The 18,740-nt window shown below is 45.6% G+C and carries 12 protein-coding genes and 1 pseudogene; all 13 read right to left on the bottom strand.

The genetic code is table 11. The annotated features are described in order from the left end of the window. Nucleotides 1–50: 50 nt before the first annotated feature. Nucleotides 51–1,199 carry a type 2 periplasmic-binding domain-containing protein gene (locus tag QFZ81_RS09925; RefSeq protein ID WP_307602573.1) on the bottom strand — a complete coding sequence of 383 codons (1,149 nt, stop codon included), beginning with the start codon at nucleotides 1,197–1,199 and terminating at the stop codon, nucleotides 51–53. Beyond that, on the bottom strand, nucleotides 1,174–1,674 hold the full coding sequence (locus tag QFZ81_RS09920) for an extracellular solute-binding protein (protein ID WP_307602571.1): 501 nt from the start codon (nucleotides 1,672–1,674) through the stop codon (nucleotides 1,174–1,176). The genes QFZ81_RS09925 and QFZ81_RS09920 overlap by 26 nt, the downstream gene beginning before the upstream one ends. A gap of 213 nt (nucleotides 1,675–1,887) precedes the next feature. After that, nucleotides 1,888–3,522, bottom strand: coding sequence for a helix-turn-helix domain-containing protein (locus QFZ81_RS09915; RefSeq protein ID WP_373463769.1), 1,635 nt, complete (start codon nucleotides 3,520–3,522; stop codon nucleotides 1,888–1,890). Nucleotide 3,523: 1 nt separating this feature from the next. Beyond that, nucleotides 3,524–4,069, bottom strand: a pseudogene (locus QFZ81_RS09910) (transposase); the annotation flags it as partial. A 175-nt stretch (nucleotides 4,070–4,244) separates the two neighbouring features. Beyond that, a complete protein-coding gene (locus QFZ81_RS09905; protein WP_307444948.1) occupies nucleotides 4,245–4,394 on the bottom strand; it encodes a hypothetical protein in 150 nt (49 codons plus the stop codon). A 45-nt stretch (nucleotides 4,395–4,439) separates the two neighbouring features. Continuing rightward, nucleotides 4,440–6,623 carry a hypothetical protein gene (locus QFZ81_RS09900; RefSeq protein WP_307444949.1) on the bottom strand — a complete coding sequence of 728 codons (2,184 nt, stop codon included), beginning with the start codon at nucleotides 6,621–6,623 and terminating at the stop codon, nucleotides 4,440–4,442. 101 nt (nucleotides 6,624–6,724) lie between these two features. Beyond that, nucleotides 6,725–8,407, bottom strand: a complete 1,683-nt coding sequence (locus tag QFZ81_RS09895) for a type 2 periplasmic-binding domain-containing protein (RefSeq protein ID WP_307602567.1) — start codon at nucleotides 8,405–8,407, stop codon at nucleotides 6,725–6,727. A 50-nt stretch (nucleotides 8,408–8,457) separates the two neighbouring features. Beyond that, nucleotides 8,458–9,351 (bottom strand): carbohydrate ABC transporter permease, encoded by an 894-nt coding sequence (locus tag QFZ81_RS09890; RefSeq protein ID WP_307444952.1) that lies wholly within the window; start codon nucleotides 9,349–9,351, stop codon nucleotides 8,458–8,460. A 54-nt stretch (nucleotides 9,352–9,405) separates the two neighbouring features. Next, nucleotides 9,406–10,368, bottom strand: coding sequence for an ABC transporter permease (locus tag QFZ81_RS09885; protein ID WP_307444954.1), 963 nt, complete (start codon nucleotides 10,366–10,368; stop codon nucleotides 9,406–9,408). A gap of 159 nt (nucleotides 10,369–10,527) precedes the next feature. Beyond that, nucleotides 10,528–12,150 carry a response regulator gene (locus QFZ81_RS09880; RefSeq protein WP_307444956.1) on the bottom strand — a complete coding sequence of 541 codons (1,623 nt, stop codon included), beginning with the start codon at nucleotides 12,148–12,150 and terminating at the stop codon, nucleotides 10,528–10,530. Continuing rightward, a complete protein-coding gene (locus QFZ81_RS09875; RefSeq protein ID WP_307444957.1) occupies nucleotides 12,143–13,873 on the bottom strand; it encodes a sensor histidine kinase in 1,731 nt (576 codons plus the stop codon). The genes QFZ81_RS09880 and QFZ81_RS09875 overlap by 8 nt, the downstream gene beginning before the upstream one ends. 374 nt (nucleotides 13,874–14,247) lie before the next feature. Next, nucleotides 14,248–16,602, bottom strand: a complete 2,355-nt coding sequence (locus QFZ81_RS09870; protein WP_307602565.1) for an EAL domain-containing protein — start codon at nucleotides 16,600–16,602, stop codon at nucleotides 14,248–14,250. Between the two features lie 424 nt (nucleotides 16,603–17,026). Next, nucleotides 17,027–18,739, bottom strand: a complete 1,713-nt coding sequence (locus QFZ81_RS09865; RefSeq protein WP_307444962.1) for an adenine deaminase C-terminal domain-containing protein — start codon at nucleotides 18,737–18,739, stop codon at nucleotides 17,027–17,029. Nucleotide 18,740: the final 1 nt, after the last annotated feature.

Here is an 18,740-nt window from a genome sequence, read left to right as displayed (position 1 = left end):
CTCATTCTGAATGGATGGAGAGAGCAAAGCTCTCTCCACTCAGTTCCGCATTATCTTTTGTTATAACGATCCAAAGCCGCCTTTTGAATTTCAATAGCACGATCCAATTTCAAAGATTTCATTTTATCTAAGTATTTCTGATATTGATCGACGGATTCCGTTCCAAGAACGATTTTTAACGTCATTTCATCTACCAGGGTGTTGATGTCACTCATGATTTTTGCATATTCCGAACTCTCTTCCGGCGTTGGCGTAAGCGGAGGCAGACTATACTTATCTATATCCGTTTTCTTCCAAACATTGATCGCCTCACGCTGGGTTGGCAATGTAAAGAATTGTTCGGCATATCGTTTATCTTGGATAAAAGGACCGTTGTAGCTGCCGCGAACATACATGGACATCGCTTGCGCCGGAGCTAGTTTATCGGGATTTTTCATCAATAAATCTGTATATTTCGGATAACCGTTCTCTAAATTGTAGCTAACACCTTCTGTACCGAAGTTGAAAAACATGCGTCCAGCTTCACTATAACCATAATCCAGCAGCTTCGTCGCTAATTCAGCATCTTTCGCCTTCGTCGTAATGGCAACAATGCCTCCAGAGGAATACGGTTTATCCTTTTGACCAAATTTAGGGATATCACCTTTTTTCAATACCGGGTAAGGAGCTGCCACCAATTGTGCTTTGGGATCTTTCGCTTGGACAATCGGCTGCCATTTCCCAATACCGCCTCCAGCATTCCCAATACTTGCTCCCGTGCTAGCTGTAGAGAAGTTTCCATCCAACGCTTTCGAGTCGACAGTGGCAATATTTTTATCCAGCAAGCCCTCTTTATACCATTTGCTGAATAATGCCATATAATCCTTGTATCCGCTCTCAGCTGGACCGAATTTGATTTGTCCATTTTCCAAATAGAAATTGCGGTTAACCCCAAAAGCCCCTAGAAACGCGCCATTATAAGAGTCATTGAAAAAGTTCGGTTTACTGATGAATGAAAGAGGTGCAGCTGCTCCTTTCTTTTCTTTAAACGCTTTAAGAGCAGTTGTCCATTCATCAATCGTTTCCGGTACAGGAATACCTACCTCGTCTAGCCAATCTTTGCGAATAATTGGACCTTGGAATACTTGCAGATACTCATCTCCCCGAATGAAAGGAAACGCATAGTAGCTGCCGCTATCGGTTTTTACCCATTTTGTCAATTTCGGGATTGTCTTTCAGAAATTTCTTAAGGTTAGGCGCATGCTTGTCGATCAAATCATTCAATTTAAGGATGTATCCATCCTTAATTGCCTTCTCTGGTCCACCCGGGAAAGTAAGGAAATTATATTCGATGATATCCGGCAAATCCCCGGATGCCAACATAACATTAAGTGCCTCTTTGGCCTGACCCGTAGGCGGTGCGGAGAACTTGAGCTGCACGCCCGTCTTCTTCTGCCAATCTTGAAAGAAAGGAACTTCAGCGTGGGTTGTTTTAACACCGGTTAAATTCGGGGTCAACTCGCCCCAATAAGTAAGTGTCTTATCGGTTTTGATTGGGTATGTCGTCACGGCATTGTTCGCGGATGGCGATTGCGTTTCTTTCGTTGTACTAGGTGTAGATCCCGTCTGAGAGGAGCAAGCAATCATTGTGCCCATCATCAAGACAGTCATTGTAGAAGCTAACATTTTCTTCATTCATTGACCCTCCAGTAATTTTATGGTGAGATGCATCTCTTCCCTTAGATTAATGGAACGCCCCTGACTTAAATATGAGTAAAATGAGAAGTGGCATGTTGATTTTCATTCAGCAAACTGATTATTTCTCCAAAGCAATAGACTATTTCTAAAATCATTGGCAATATTCACAAAAAAAAGAACTAGCGTAAGATCATCGCTAGTTCTTTAACCCTATACTTTCCCCAAACTCTCCCGATAGGCCTTCGGGCTAAAACCCGTCATTTTCTTGAAAATGCGGCTAAAATGCTCGGGGTTTAGGTATCCAATTCTCTCCGAAATATCGGAAATTTTGATCCCCAGTTCGAGCAGCCGCTTCGCCTCTTCGATACGCAGCTTCGTCAAATAGTGGATGAAATTGCAGCCGACTTCTTTGACGAACTGCTTGCTCAAGTAGCTTTCGCTCACGCCCACCATCTCACTGATGAGCGACTGATTAATTTCCTCACGATAATGCAAATCGAGGAATTTTTTTGCACTAGTAATAGAAGGACTATAGCGCGCTGCGTTCATGAGGCTATTCCCGTGAATAGCTGAATGAGCACGCTGTACTAGCAGTCTGACATACTGCTGCGTTTCCTCCAGCGTCTCCAGCTGTTTGATTTCATCAAATGGATTGTGAGCAGTAGGCTGTACCTCCTCCAAGCGTATGCCTTTCGGATAAAGAACAGCACCGAGCTCCCACAACATATCGACGAAGAAAGCCCGCACCTTGTCAGGCAGCTCCTGCCTCGCATCAGACATTCGCTTCTCCAATTGCTCATAGTCGCGAACCCACTGACTTTCGTCAGGTTGCTTCAGAGCTTGAAGTAGTACAAGCCTCCCAGCCCTCAAGTCTTTCCACAACTCGTGGTCCCCGTTGTCTTTCACACCGGATTCATGGGACGCCGATTCCCGATAAAACAGCTTCCCCAAGCCGGCAAAATAACTTTTCGCTGCCAACTGCTTGGCCTGTTGGTATAAGCGAGGCCACTGCCTACAGCCATTTGCCAAATCGCTTATGCCTACCGAAATAGAAGCGTTCACGTATTGCAGCAGGCGAGTTTGAATCATGGTCAGTGCGCTATGAATTTGGGAACGAATAGCCGATTCGCTGCGATCGTGCGGGAACGCGCACAATAAGACATATTCGCCAGCCTCCCGTCGAACAATTTCATGCAAAATGGACATTTCATGAAGAACAGTTTGGATCGTTTGTTGGATGAAACCATGCAGCTTCGTCGTATCGATAGCTTGTGCTATTTGAATGATGATCGCCATCTCGTTTGTTTCATTTAACAAACCGCTTGCTGATAAAAGCCATTGTTCGAACGACTCTGCGTCTTCCTTCAAATCGAAGTCTAGAAGCTTTTGTAGTAGCGCATCCTTATCCGATTGTTGGACTAGCTGCTTGTCCGCGTGCCCAATCTCTTCTCTCTTCGATACGCCGCCTAATCGCACTAACTCCTCTAGGGCTTTAGTGATAACCGGAACGATATGCTCCTCATCCATATCCACCTTGACGATGTAATCCAGAGCGCCGAGAAGGAAAGCTTCTCTCACATAGCTGTAATCGCTATAAGCGCTAAGGATAATTGGAAGCGGATGCTTCGTTAATGCTGGGTCATTCAATGCCTTTAATAGCGCTATGCCGTTCATTCGCGGCATTTGGATATCGACTAGCAGCAAGTCGATGTCGCCATGGGCCTTAAGAAGCCCGAGACCTTCGACACCGTCACCCGCTTCGCACACGATTTCAATATGGAGAGCTTGCCAATCGATCAAATGATGCAAGGCCAAACGAACTAACGGTTCATCATCAACGATCATCATCTTTGGCCAATTCATCCACGCTGTAAACGGCCTTTCGTAATTTCCGTGCACGATCTTGTAGAATTTCTTGCGGTGATTTCTGGTTATAGCGCGCTTTCGAATGCGTAGCGTCAACGATAATGGAGTTGCTCTTCAGAATATTCTGCTCGATGGCGAGAACTACCGTCTTCCCGATAAGCATGTCCAACAGGTTGATGTCTTTTAACCGCAGCTTGCGAAATTTCGTCAACGAACTCGAGTCAATAACCGGATCCTCCGGCGCCATACCTAGGAAATATTTGAACGAAAGGTCATACTTAGAGCGCTCAACAATGTCTACGTCAGATAGTTCAAAGATGGATTTCAACAGTAGATATTTAAACATGCGAATGGGGTCAATGGCGTTACGTCCATTGTCCAAACAATATTTTGCTTCCAGTTCCTCATATATGAAAGTGAAGTCCACCAGTTCGTTGATTTGACGGAGCATATTGTCCTTCGGCACGACGATGTCATACAGTGCCGCGTAAGGACTCAGAACCAAAGTTTGTTGTTGCCGAATCATCTGCTCTCACCCACTTTTCGTGATGCCTTAATTATACGACAAAAAAGGTACAGCCTCCTCAATTTTCTTGAGGGATTGTACCTTTTTCGTATGAAAGGACTTTTTCAGTGGCCTCCTAATAGAGCGAAATGCCTTTGTTACATGCAATGCTGCCGAAGCACCATACTGCTAGATTTCAATTGTCTTGCTTATCAACTTCCATCTCTCCATTAAGCTGCTTGGCATAATCGCGTATCAATTCAAAATCCGGATTACAGATATCTTCCTGCATGTTGGCTTCATCTAATTCCTGTTTATTCAACAGATTCATGTTCTCGTTGTCCATTCTGCTCTCACCTTCCTGAGAGTAGGGTTTCCATCCTCATACAATTTATCCCTTTTCGAAAATAACCGTAACGAGTGTCCCCTCCGGCACGCCGGGATAGCGGATTAGAAGCGTTCGAGATCCGGGTTCCCAACTTCGATCTACAACTTCATGACCATCCGCAATGACAAGACGGGGTTCCTCTGTCAGTTGGAGCCTTGAACTAACAGTTACTCCTTCAGGCGCCTCGGAGACGAACTGGAACTTCCCATTTACGACGGGTTCCTCGTCGCGGATTCGCGATGAACTGACGATGACGGCTGAGGTCAGATCAGGAGCTGCCTCAAGGTCATACAAAAGACTGCCCTTGCCTGGTTCGACAACCGGATTGCTCACAATAGCAAGTCTGGCATCGAAAAGGTCGATATAACTGCCATGAACGATAACAGCCTCATCCGTAAGCGACTCCGTCATGACGCGTGTCGCGACATAGGGACCTCGGCGGATTTGAAGGTATTGTTTTTCGCGCAATGGCTCCTCATCACCGCGCATGTTTAGTGCACGCTTCACGCTTTCGCGGACCCAATTCGCACCGTCTTCGGTTTCAGCTAGTCGAGCTGGATGTACGCGGTGAACGATAACACCGCCTTGACCTATCCGGTACTCCCCATCCTCAGGGCGGCGCCCCATCCCAATGGCCTCGAACAGGTGATCATCTGGCCGTTCGTAGGCTTTGGCCCCTTGGTTCCACCATTCCTTGACGTCGTGGTACGGGTCACTGCCATCTCCAACATAGATTAAGCAGCCTCCTTCTCGTATCCACTGCGACAGCACTTGGTGAAGACCGGCGTGCTCCGGTTTCATAAATTCATAACTGAGCAGCAGCACCCGGTAATCGTCCAAATACCCCGGGAAATGAAGCAAATTGTCCAGCTGAACCGGGCGAAGCGGTATGCCATGTTTAACAAGCGGCAGCGCCAGCCCATAGAATGCCGACCAATTCAGCATCTCTTCGTGATGCTCGGAAGGGAGAATTAGCGAACTGATGGTGCCATCGTAACGAAAGTCAGCCTCATCTGACTGCAGCTCAATGTCACCCCGTTGGAACATCGCTGAGTTAGCAAGGAGGAGACCGATTCCTTCGGTTTGTTCATCGGACATGATTTCCTCATGGCGGTGCATATCACGAAGTACGTGCATGACGGTCAACAGCTCGGTCGCATAATCGGACGGGATCATTTCTTTCCCTTTACCGTCTTCCTTCGGATAGGCAATCTCGAACACTCTTCGCGGCCAAGGGCATATTTCGTAATTGTTTACGTAAGGATGAAGCAGCGAAGCCACGACTGTATCTTCATAATTGACCTTATAGTCCGACCACGTGTAATTCGGATTGTCCTCAATTGGATCATGCAGAAACCACATATCACGTCCCGTGCCGCGAACGAGCTCTTGCATGACACCGTATTCAAGGAATGCCGTTTCGAACGTTCGCTCCTCACGAATGCCTTTGTACACATTTCGCGTGCGCGCGGTCCCCGTCCATACTTGAGCAATAAACCCGTCGCAAGCTGGCATGTTGACGAGCAGCGCTTCCGGACTCACAATCCGCCATTGCGTATAATTGATCAGACTATGCGTCGGCACATAAAAACGGATCGCACGCCCATAATTGACTTCCGCATATTCCTTCATCTGCGCACATAAGCGATCTAGCGTGCGATAGTACAGATACGCCTTCAACTTGGACGCCCGGTACTGCGCGTCTGGCGACTCATGAGGCGGTATCCACGGCTCCTGATAAAAGATGCGCCATTCCCGCTTGAAGGCTTCTGAATATCCGCCGGCAACCCAAAACTCCGGCTCCTCCAGATGGATGGCTTCGGCCCCACTGTCGATCGCCCGCTTAATACCGGCAGCAAGGTACTCGCTAAAGGAGATCGTCGGGACCATATAGGGCACGTCTTTGCCGTGCAGCAGGTGGTCACCGGCGCGATTGGTCTGAGCTTCATCCCAATGATCACGACCATCATACTTTCCGTACAAATAGTCTTGGTATTCTCCCCATGACACACCTGTCATCAGGTGGATGATATATCCCCTTTCTTTCCACCCGGCAATTCGTTCCTCCAAGTCGTCCGAGATGCCATACACCATGACAAAATCGCTGCGCAAATCGTACTTCGTCCCATACGGACGCGATTCTTGGAAACCCGTCCATTCCTTCCTATCCGATACCGGTCTCGACAAAGGTAATCCCTCCTCTATGAGTCGCCTCTCGGCTGAACGAGAACGGGAGAGTCTTTTCGCCTCTCCCGTTGTTCACCGCCTGTGCGGCTTCTTGTTAAGTTTTAGTTAGGCATTTGAAATTTTACAACTTCTTTACCTTTTAGATTATCATTCGTGAATTTAATCGCTTCACGATATCCTGTTTTTACCAGCTGTCCACGTAAATCATTTATGATTTTGAGTGCCGCCTCATCAGACTTGGCAAATATCGCTTCCTTCCAAACGTCACCGGTTTTATCCATGGATGGCTTGAGCGATTCCCATTGAGGGGCTTTCGTAATGACGTCCCAAGGATTGTAGGCTGTGATGACTTTAATGCCGTTCGGGCGTAAAATTTTACGAGCTTTCTCTAAAGCGGCCACGCGATTCTGATCAGCCCAGATGTCCCCGTTACCTCTGGAATTCGTACGGTCCAGACCGGTTAAACTTTCGTAGCCGACGCCAATCCCTTCGTTCTTTTTCAACTTCCCGGTTTTGTCATTCACAAACTTATCAAACCATTCCTTTTTCGCTGTCGGTTTACCGTTCTGCATATCCCAATGGACGCCTTGAACGCCGTAGCGAGTAAGCATGAAGCCTTCATCAGAAGCTAGGAAATCCAGCAGACGCAGGGCTGCATCCACATCCTTAGCTTGCTTCGTAATGACGGTCACATTGTTGCCTTGCACGCCTAGATCGGCCGGACGGTTGGCTTCAGCGCCAGCTCTTTCCAGTGGACCTACAGGCACATAATCGCTGCCTGGGTGAGACTGGACGTAGTCCTTGGAAGCATCAAGAATAGCTGGATAGTGAGCTGCGAGGACGGCTACGCGCCCTTGCTTTACTTTCTCATTTGCGATTGGATCCGTCTGCGTAAACGCTTCGGAATCGAGCAATCCTTGGGAAACCAGCTTCCGATAGTATAACGTATAGTCTTCATATGCTTTCGTAAAGAAATTATTCTCTAGAGAGCCATCCCCTTTATCAAGGAAGCCAGAACCCATAAACATCTGATCGCCGATATTAACAGCCCAACCATTGTGAAAGCCGCCGAGTGGAATGACAGGTTGACCACTTTCCTTGAGGCCCGCATCTTTGATCTTCTTCAAGAAATTGTATAAGTCGTCCTTTGTTTTGACGGACTGCGGATCGACGCCTACTTTATCTGCAATGTCCTTGCGTACATAGAAGCCGTATAGCCAGTCCATGGCATCCTTATCCGTTGCGGGATGATTTTGGTATAGCAAATATTTTTTGCCACTATAGGCGTCGATTCCTTTTTCGTAGAGTGCAGGCGGTACGTTTTCCTTGGCGATTTCTTTGGCTAGGTTGGGATAATTAGCCAGCTTGCCTGAGAGATCAACGAGTTGACCCTCTTTTGCAGCTTTGATGATACCATCCAGCTCCCCGCCCCACGCTGGTCCCGTATATATATCTGGCAAGTCCTGCGTCGCGAAGATCGTATTGACTTTCTCCACTTCGCTTCCTTTGGTGTATTCCATTTGAACCGTTACCCCGGTTTTCTCCTTAATCACTTTGGCGACGGCATTCATGTCGCTCTCAGAGCCGCTGGAACCATTCCAATTGTGCAAAACTTTAAGCGTGACCTCTTTCTTGGTGTCCGTTTTAGCAGTTGCACTTGGACTTGTGCTTGAATTTGCACTTGGGCTTGGAGACGTGTCATCCTTCTGAGTACAACCTACTAAACCACCAGCAAGCGTTAATGCTAATACAACGGAAGCACCTCTAGACCATTTCTTTTTCATGAGAACCCTCCTTCATTTTTATATGATAAGCCCCCCAAATTCGAGGACAGCTAACCCTTAACGGAGCCTAGCAAGACGCCTTTGACAAAATACTTTTGCAGGAATGGGTAGATGCACAAAATCGGGAAGACGGTGATAACCAAGAGCGCCATCCGTAATGATTCGGGCGTTGAACCGGCTGGATTCACGCTAATCGTTTGACCACCTTGCTGAGCTGCCCGTTGCATCGAATTCGAGAGCGCTTCCGCTTCAGTCAGCATTTGCTGCAGCAGCGTCTGAACAGGAACTAGGTTTTTGTTGGATACGTAGTAAGCCCCAGCAAACCAATCGTTCCAATGTGCGACACCAATGAACAAACTTATTGTTGCTAGCACTGGACCTGATAAGGGCAGGATAATTTTCAAGAAGATCGTGAAATCACCATATCCGTCAATGCGTGCCGACTCGTCCAGCTCTTCCGGTATCCCCTGCAGGAACGTCCGGATGATGACGATATGCATGAAGTTGAATAACATCGGAATGATATACACCCAGAAAGAGTTGATCAGATGAAGCTTTTGCAGCGTGATGAAGTAAGGAATGAAACCCGCGCTAAAAATCGTAGGCAAAAAGATATAGAAAGTGAAAAATGTTCTTCCCGGCAGTGTTTTCTTTGCTAATGCGTAGGCCATAAGGGTACACAAAAGCACGTGTAGAAATGTGCCGAGAAACGTACGCAGCAGTGTAATCTTGTAAGCTTGCCAGATACGAGGATTGTGGAACACTTGCGCGTAGTTATCTAATGTAAACTGCCGAGGCCAGAAATACAGCGCACCCTGCATGGAGTCATTTCCATCGTTTAGTGAGTACACGAGAATGTAAATGAACGGGTAGATCATCGAGAAACCGATCAGCGCCAGGATGATATAATTTAGTAGGCTGAACAAGGAAAAATCGCGCTTCATCTCATCACTTCCTTAGCGTCTTCGTGAGTAAACTTTCTTCGTAAGCATTTACTTTTAAAAAAGGGACACGTCGCTGTATTTCTTAGCGATTCGGTTGACAACAAGAATCATCACCAGACCGATGATGCTCTGGAACAAACCAACAGCAGCCGCATAGCTTAGTCGACCTCCACTAATACCGGAAGTGATAACATGCACGTCGAGGACGCTGCCAATTCGGGCTGTTGCAGGCCCATTCAAGAGAAGCAGCTGTTCGTACCCGGCGCTCATCAAGCCACCGACGGAGAGAATAAAGAGGATCACGGCAATGTTGCGAATGCCAGGGAGCGTGACATGCCACACTTGCCGAAAACGATTCGCGCCGTCAATCTTCGCCGCTTCGTATAATTGCTGATCAATCCCGGCTATTGCCGCCATATAGATGATCGAGTTCCATCCAATATTTTTCCAAACATCAGACCCCAATATCATGGGATAAAACCATGTCGTGTTGTAAAGGAATTGAATGCGCTCCATGCCAATTGAGGCAAGCAGGTCATTCAACGGTCCTCCGTACGGAGTTAGGAGGCGCTGCATCAGCGTCACGACTACGACCCAAGATACGAAGTAAGGTAAGTAGGAAAGGGTCTGGACAACTTTTTTGAATTTCACTCTGCGAACTTCATTCAAAAGAATCGCGAGAATAATCGGCATTGGAAAACCGATGAGAAGCTTTGATAAACTGATCACAATGGTGTTACGTATGAGCTCTGTTGATTGATAATAATCGAAGAATTGGCGAAAGTATTTCAAGCCGGCCCAAGGACTTCCTGAGAAGCCGCCGGTGAATGTAAAATTACGAAACGCCACTTGAATGCCGTATAGGGGAACGTAAGAAAAAATGAAGAACCAAATGATGCCTGGCAGCATGAATAAGTAAAATACTTTATGCTGCCAGATGCGTTTCCAAAGCAAACGCTTGAATGACATCGGATTTCGGGGCTGAACTTGCGTCATAGAATTTGTTAGTGATTCCATTGTAAGCGTTTTACCTCCTTATAGGACTTGCTCATAGGTTCCATTTGATATATTTATCATATCATGCATAAATACCCACCTGTAAGTCCAAATATTTATGATCAGGTATCACTTTCTTTGGAATTATCATGTTTTTTGATTCTCACTTCATCTTGAATTTCACGTTATCTTGAGCCTTTCCCTGAATTGGGTGGGCGTCATCGCATAGTAATCTTTGAATACCTTTGTAAAATAGCGGTAACTCTGATATCCGACCTCATCCCCTACTTGAGCTACGGTTAAGGACGTTCGTTCAAGCAGTTCCAAGCTCTTCTCCATTCGAAGGCGAACGAGAAAATCTACGAAGTTATAACCCTTCTCTTGCTTAAATAAGGTACTGAAATAAGAAGCACTGATGCCCACATATTCAGCAACCTCCTGAAGAGAAATATCCCGAGACAGCTTGATCTTCATGTATTCAATGCCTTTGGAGACCGGAGACAGGGAAAGGGCTTCGATGGCGATCGATTGAAGCATAAACTGAATCAACTCTTTCGCCTTCTCGGTAAGCTCAACATACGTTTCCTGACGGCGGATTTCCTCTATAAACATTTCCATGACTTCGCTCGTCACAGGAAGAGACTTAACTTCCCTGAGCTGACGAAACAGATTAACGAGCATCTCGCCCACGATGAAACGTATGGAATCCTCTGATTCCCCGCTGCTGCACATATTCCCCAGAAATTCGTTAAAGAGTCTATATCCCCCTTGTTCGTCGCCTTGCTTAAAGGCAATGATGAGTCTCTTTTCAAGCTCAGTCGGGTAGAAACCCTCATTTTGTCCTTGCGGTGATGGATGAAAAAGATTGACAGACCCTTTACCCGTGAAAAATTTATGCCTAAGCGCCTTGAAGGCTTGATCATATGCCTCGGGAACATTGGAAATACCCTCGAACTGTTGACTGCATCCTACTGAAAGTTGAACGCTAAATAACCGTAAATATTTGTTTAAGCTCTCTTGGAAAGCATGGCCCGCAAGAAGTCCTTTGTGATCGACAGCTTTTTCTGATCCAGCTTCAAGGAGGAAAACGTAACGGTTCGGCGGCATCAGCACAGAATCTACCGCTCCGTAATTGTGAGTGATTTCATCCAAAATATTATGAACGATGAAGCGGCATAGTTTCTGGTCTTCATCGTTGTAATTATCGGTGAACTTAGTGTAATCATCGAATTCCGCGACAAGCATAAGAAATGAGCCATTCACGAAGTCTAATTGAGCGTCAAATGGATTGAACCACCGCTCTGGAGAGATCAGGATGTCTTTGCGCGTTAGCCAACGCTCATAGATTTGCGCTTTTTCCAACAATGCCTTCTCCTTCTGCATTTGATTCGCATATTGGATTTTCGTCGACTGCAAATGACGCTCATCCAGTCTTCGCGCGATGATCTCAAATACTTCTGTTAATTGCTCTTTGGTCACAGGCTTCAGCAAGTAATCGCGCACGCCAAGCTTAATGGCCTGCTGCGCATAATCGAATTCTCCGAAACCGCTAAGAATGACAATTTCCACAGGTTCACCAGGCAGTGATCGGATGCGTTCCGTTAGTTCCAAACCATCCATATAGGGCATCCGGATATCGGTCATCACCACGTCCACTTCAGGACGTTCCTTCAGGATTTCCCATGCTTGCTGCCCATCCTCCACAATCGCAATGACTTCAAAACCATTTTGCTCCCAATTAATAACCTTAGTGAACCACTTGCGTGTTGATAATTCATCTTCCACAATAAGCAGCTTATACATGTTCAACCCCCTCAAGCACTGGCAGCGTTAATATAACTTCCGTTCCTTCCCCGGGCTCGGACTTAATGGACAAGCCATACTCACTGCCGAAATACATCCGAATTCGACTGTTCACGTTGTACAACCCGATGCCCTTGCTGGGCGAATGTTCACTAAGCAAAGTTTCAGCTTGAGCCTTCGTCATCCCCACACCATTGTCACGAACGGTCACGATGACAGCCTGCTCTGTGAGCTCGCCTATCACGGTTACAGAGCCTCCCGCAATTCCCTTCAGCCCATGCTGGATCGCATTTTCTAGGAGAGGCTGAAGGATAATTTTCAAGGTATAGAGACTTGGTATCTGCGGATCTATTTGCCATTCGATCGTATGTCGAGCACCGAAACGGATTTCCAGAATTTTCAAATAGCATTTGGCGTGATCAATTTCTTGTTCGAAACGGATGGTGTTACTTCCCTTGGATACCGATATTCGAAAGAGGTCCGCTAGTGCGACAACCATGCCAATGGCCGTCTGCTTCTCGTCCATGTCAATCTCGTTCTTGATTGCATCCAGTGTATTGTATAGGAAATGAGGATTAATTTGAGCTTGTAAAAAATTGAGCTCCATTTCCCTTCTTTCCAGTTTTTCCACATAGTTTTGGTGAATGAGGTCTCGTAAATTATCGAGCATGTTATCAAAATTACGATCTAGTTCATCGATCTCATCGCCTTTAACATGGACTCTGCGGCTCGTAGAGAGCACTCCCCTGCCTACCCGAGATACTTTCGCGTGGAGACGTCGAATCCCACGGGTCAGTTGACGGGTAATAAGCAAGGTCAGAAATGAGAAAATAATCATACAAATGATACTAACTGTCAAAATGGTTTGCCGAATTTCATTCACTTTGGATTGAATCGACGCTTTGGGAACAAGCAGATACATCGTCCAGTCAACATTCTGGAGCTTGCGGTACCACATGACATAGTCGGTTCCCTGAATAGGAAGGCTCAGCTCGGATTCGGAGCTTCGATCCTCACTGGTCTGTTCGACGATTTCCTGTGGAAGCGGTTTGCCAAGTTGATCGGTATCAGGGTGAAACATGATGGTTCCCTTACTGTCTGCAATGATTAAGCTTCCGCTAGCGTCAGCTTTGTTGCCCAACGTTTCCTGTACATACGTCACGGAAGGGATCTGGATCGTTAGCTTTATGTAACCAATTTTCTTAAACTCCCCGATGCTGTAAATCGGCCGCACCAACGCATAATAATATTTACCGTCAACCTGCTCAAGTATCCAAAACTTCGAGTCCGGTATCTCGTTCAACCCGAGAACCTTTCGAAGCCTATCCACTGGAAAAAGGTATACGCCATCAGACATAACATCAGGTGATGTGGAGAAAAACTCGATGCTCTCGACATCGGTCGCCTGATAGGCTTGGATAAACCGGACCGCACGAGAGATTTCCCGGTTCATAATAATGACGCCTTTTTCCCGGTATACTTCGGGTTCCGAAAGTACGTTTTGAACGGACTCCGACACCGTTAAATTGTCAAGAATGCTTTCATAAAATCGGATATTGTAGTAAATGCCGTTGTTGGATTGGATTAATATCTTTTGATAAGAATCAGAGACGTACCGGATAATGAGGTCGGACATTTGATTAAGGAAGTAATTCGTTAGCCCTACGATCGGAAGTAAAATGGTCACTAAATATACGATCATTAATTTTTTGTGCAGCTTCATGCATGTCTGTCCCCCTTAGTTTAAGTAAGACTCTGCCTCCATAATAATGGACTGATACGTATCAGCGGCATTGACATCACTGCGCAGCACAGCTTATTCGCCAGTCACTTTGTTGCCTGTTCCGTCATAGATGTCGAGATTCAGCACCCATTTGAATTATACATTATATTACTAACATATTATACATGTCATTTAGATCATTTGAACCTTCTATAATTTCGTCATTTAGGTCATGGTTCGACATATTAAACTCGTAGTTAGACTTGTAGGCTGGGCCCAAGATCCCATTCGATCAATGGTTATCCATTAACGAAAAAAAAAGCCAAGCCAGGTTCCGCGCAGCATCCCTGACTCAGCTTATTCAATTGATCCATTTACATATGTAATTTTGTTTCGGGTACCTGAGACAAATCAGAACCATTCAACATCTCAATGATCCTGCCGGCCGGCACCGGTTTGCTGATGAGAAATCCTTGAATCTGATCGCACCGATATGTTTGGAGAATACGAAGCTGCTCCGGCAGCTCAACTCCCTCCGCCACTACGGTTAGCTGAAGCCGGTGAGCCATTTCAATCAACGACGATACGACAACTTGGCTTCGAATGTTATCTGCCAGTTGATCGATCAACGTTTTATCAAGCTTCATACATTGTATGGGGAGTTGACATACATATTTCATTGAAGAGTAGCCTGCGCCAAAATCATCAATGGAAATCATAAAACCCAGATTACGCAATTCGAGCAATATGTTGATCACTTCTTCAAAGTTTTCGATCGCAAAACTTTCCGTCACTTCCAGCTCGAAATGGCAGGGATCGACCTCTTCTTCTGCGAACACACCGCGAATTCGGTCAACAAAGTTTGGCTGCAGCAGTTGGACGCCCGAAATATTAATGGCAACAATAAGAGGCATGTTCACGGATTGCTTTCGCCATGCGATGAATTGCCGGCATGCCGATCGCATGATCCATTCACCTATCTCATTAATGAATCCGGAATACTCAGCAATGGGAATAAATTCATAAGGAGATACAGGTCCGAGTTGTCTATTCGTCCACCTGAGCAGCGCTTCCACCCCGACAATTTTATTCTGTCCCAAATCCAATTTTGGCTGGTAATGAAGCGTAAGCTCGTCATTGTCAATTGCACATTTCAAGTATTGCTCTAAAAGCATTCTTCTGGTCCGAATCGCTTCAATTGATTCCGAATACAATCGGTAATTATTTTTGCCGGATTCTTTGACATCCAGCATAGCCACATCGGAATGATGAAGCAGGCTTTCCGAATCCTTTCCATGATCAGGATACAGGCTTATTCCAATACTAGCTGAAATCGTAGCACGATAGCCAGCTAAATCGTAGGGTACATTAATCGCCTCTTTGATATTCTTCGCCAGGTGTTCAATTGGGTTGGAGTCTTGAACGTAATGGGAAACAATGCAAAACTCATCGCCCCCCAATCGGCAAAGGAATTCACCCTCCCTCAAACAAAGACGTAATCTCCCGGCAACCTCAATCAGCAGCAAGTCTCCTGTATGATGTCCCATCGTATCGTTGATCAACTTAAAGCGATCCAAGTCGATGAAGATTACAGCAAAGCGAAATGGAAGCCGATGGTTTTGTTTAATGATTTTCTCAAGATACTCGAAAAAAGCTTTTCGATTGGTGAGACCGGTCAAATTATCATGATCCGCTTGATATTGAATTTCGTTTTGCGATTGCTCGAGCGACGTCATCATGTGGTTAAACGACTTCTCTAGCTGGGTAATCTCGTCTTTGCCGGACTCCTGAATGCGAATCGAAAAATCTTGTTTTGTTTTGATCACATTCATCCCATTGATCGTGCGGTTCAATCTAGCAAATATCGTTCGATGAAGGACGCAACTTATAATGAAAAAGAATACCAACCCGGAAAGCCCGAAATAGAACAAGTAAAATATGATACTTCTCTGGGCTTCCTTATATAATTCTCTCTGCTTCACGAACTTCAGGAGAACGGCGGGTTTATTATTGACGTCTGTTAGCAGTGAGAAGCCTATGACCGTCGATTTATCTGACTCGGTCCAAAACGGCATAGCTCGGTTTCTGGAAACGGTTACAGTTGTAGCTTGAACAGGAGGAGTAAAAGATGGATCCACAATAGATATACTTAAAGGCATGTCCGTTTTTTCCGAAATATACTGAACGTAATTCGAGTCTAAGAAACGAGCGAAAACCAAGGTTCCGTGAACGGGTCCTTCATTGTTGCTCGTCAAAATAGGGTATGAGGTTGCGATCAGAGGTTGCTTGTCAACAATCAACAACCCCATCTTCCGGGAAGAAGCGTCCGATTGTTCAAAGAAAGAAGCATACTCTGTCTGTAAGGTATGGATGAATGTACTCGGATAGGCGAGAGGGCGGTTATTGCCATAATCATAAGCTTTTCCGAAGTAAACTTGCTTTCGGTTGTTCATCAGAAGCGTTATATTAAGACGACTTGACATAAACAAAGAATCGGTATAATTGACCGTGAGATAAGGATCGTTATTAGCAGGAATCGTCGGCCTATCGATAAAGCTGTATGTATCGTCCCAGCCCGCATAATTAATCGCAATTGCACCGAGATTCGTATACTCATCATAATAAGAGAGAAGGCTTTGCTTCATGTTTTCACGCAAACTTTCAAGCTCCATCTGCTCATAATTGCGCAAAAGAGCTCTCTCTGAAATCAGGTATAGAAGTGAAAGCATGCAAATTGTTGTCATCCCAACATAGATTAAAATTTTCCGGCGAAGCGACACGGCAACATCAACCTCCAATGATGAATTTCTTTGTGCAATAGTCCTTAGGTTGAATAGCGGCCTATCATCTCCATTCAAAAAAAACACATCAATATAAGAGGGATGTGGTTTTCTTTTACGGTAACTAGCTGTTTCTGCGGGTTTGCCCTTAACAGTATTCATATATGTATTTATCTAATTCGATTATAATGGACTATAAATAACAACACAATAAATAGTTCTAAAGTATTATAAAATTGAACGATCATTAGGTATTAAGCGTGTTCCCAAATCTACGAAAATAAGCTAAGTCACAGTGGTTATAACCATCTGGACTTAGCTTAATCCAAGAATTCCATTAGCCTCCGCCTTGAATCCGCGAAAACTCAATAAATTAACTGTGTATGATTAGAGGCACAACTTTCCCTTCATTCACATCAATTAAACCAAAATCCGTTATTTTCAGTGCAGGACTAACAGGTAAAGAATGCGTACTGATGGACATGATCGGATTATAATGGCAGTAGCCTAACGATTCCATAGACTTGCGCAGCTGCTCAACTTCCTTGGCGACTTGCTCCAAAGGGACTTCGGTTAAAATACCGCCGACAGGCAGCTCAAGACTAGCGATCACCTTGCCGTTCTCAACAACGCTGAAGCCCCCTTGATTCTTGATAACCTCATTAGCGGCCATCATCATATCGACGGGATTATGCCCGACTACAAGCATGTTATGGTTATCGTGGGAATAAGTCGTTGCTATGGCTCCTCGCTTGATCGTATCACCGCCAATTAAACCATAAGCGCGATTCCCATTTTTCCCATAGCGTTCAAAAGTAGCAATGAGTCCATAGCCGCTTTCCTGCCAGTTAAGCTTCCCTTGATGAACTTCCACATCTGTGTGATGCTCCTCTGTAAACGTGGAACCATCCTTTACCATCATTGCTCGGCAGGCATATCGGCCATCCGCTACTTCTGTGTTCACTGAGAAATCCGCTTCGGTTAACGGCGACATATGAACGCTTTGATAATAGTGTGCTGGAAATGCGGGTGAATGGACGGTAGGTTTGTATGTTTCGCTCACATCATATACCTTGCGGCCATGCTTGTACACTTGATCGATTGTCAGCTGCTCCAGATTGGATATCAGTTGAAAATCGCCAATTTTACCGGGCGCTATTACGCCGCGATCATACATCCGCATTCTTTTGGCTGGAGAAAGCGTACTGGCATAAATCGCCTGCTCAGGCTTCATACCCATCCCAATCGCTTTACGAACAAGGTGATTTAAGTGTCCCCGACGCTCGAAGGAGTCGGCCATTACATCATCGGTAACAAAGCAATAATGCTCGGAAACCTCATGCTCCATCAAATACGCCATCACTTCAGGCGTCATCGATTTTTCTTGAATTTCAATAAACATACCCGCAGCGATCCGAGCTTCCATGCCCTCGATCGATTGATGTGTATGATCGGAATCTACCCCGCTATAGATCATTCGATGCAAATCCAGATCTAACAGTTTCGGCACATGTCCTTCAATAATGAGATGAGGATAGTGGCTGCGGATATGATTTAAGATGTGATTCGTTTTGCAGTCAGGATCCGTAATGACGTCCACGTAGTTCATGATTTCGCCTAAGCAAATGATTCTTTCCGTACGAAGCAATTCGTCCAAATCCTCGATTTCAATCGCTCCTCCGGTCGTTTCCATCGAAGTGGCAGGAACCGAACTCGGGATCGCGTAGAACATGTCCGCCACACAATGCTGGCTAGCTTTAATGAATTCCTTCACCCCGTCAAGCCCGAAGACATTGGCGATCTCATGAGGTTCTGGAACGATGGTTGTTACACCGTTGCGAATGAGTCCGTAAGAGAACGTCTCCGGCGTGACCATCGTGCTTTCGATATGCAGATGGATATCAATGAGGCCGGGAATCATATAACGTCCTTGTCCGTCCAAGTGCTCGGTCGCTTCGAAACTATCGGTAGCCCGTTCCCCGATATATAGAAACCTTCCATCCAAGATCGCTGCATTCCCTTGAATGAATGTTTTAAAATAACTATTATAAATTCGTACATTCTCAATCAGTAAATCTACACGCATC

Source organism: Paenibacillus sp. V4I9 (assembly GCF_030817295.1).
Taxonomy (GTDB): domain Bacteria; phylum Bacillota; class Bacilli; order Paenibacillales; family NBRC-103111; genus Paenibacillus_E.
Note: the sequence above shows the minus strand (reverse complement) of the source record. Positions and strands in the feature narration are given on the sequence as shown.

Coding starts and splice junctions, on each gene's coding strand:
- QFZ81_RS09920 (WP_307602571.1), bottom strand. CDS start 1,674: ATGAAGAAAATGTTAGCTTCTACAATGACTGTCTTGATGATGGGCACA.
- QFZ81_RS09905 (WP_307444948.1), bottom strand. CDS start 4,394: ATGGACAACGAGAACATGAATCTGTTGAATAAACAGGAATTAGATGAA.
- QFZ81_RS09880 (WP_307444956.1), bottom strand. CDS start 12,150: ATGTATAAGCTGCTTATTGTGGAAGATGAATTATCAACACGCAAGTGG.
- QFZ81_RS09865 (WP_307444962.1), bottom strand. CDS start 18,739: ATGCGTGTAGATTTACTGATTGAGAATGTACGAATTTATAATAGTTAT.
- QFZ81_RS09870 (WP_307602565.1), bottom strand. CDS start 16,602: ATGCTTTCACTTCTATACCTGATTTCAGAGAGAGCTCTTTTGCGCAAT.
- QFZ81_RS09915 (WP_373463769.1), bottom strand. CDS start 3,522: ATGATCGTTGATGATGAACCGTTAGTTCGTTTGGCCTTGCATCATTTG.
- QFZ81_RS09890 (WP_307444952.1), bottom strand. CDS start 9,351: ATGAAGCGCGATTTTTCCTTGTTCAGCCTACTAAATTATATCATCCTG.
- QFZ81_RS09895 (WP_307602567.1), bottom strand. CDS start 8,407: ATGAAAAAGAAATGGTCTAGAGGTGCTTCCGTTGTATTAGCATTAACG.
- QFZ81_RS09875 (WP_307444957.1), bottom strand. CDS start 13,873: ATGAAGCTGCACAAAAAATTAATGATCGTATATTTAGTGACCATTTTA.
- QFZ81_RS09885 (WP_307444954.1), bottom strand. CDS start 10,368: ATGGAATCACTAACAAATTCTATGACGCAAGTTCAGCCCCGAAATCCG.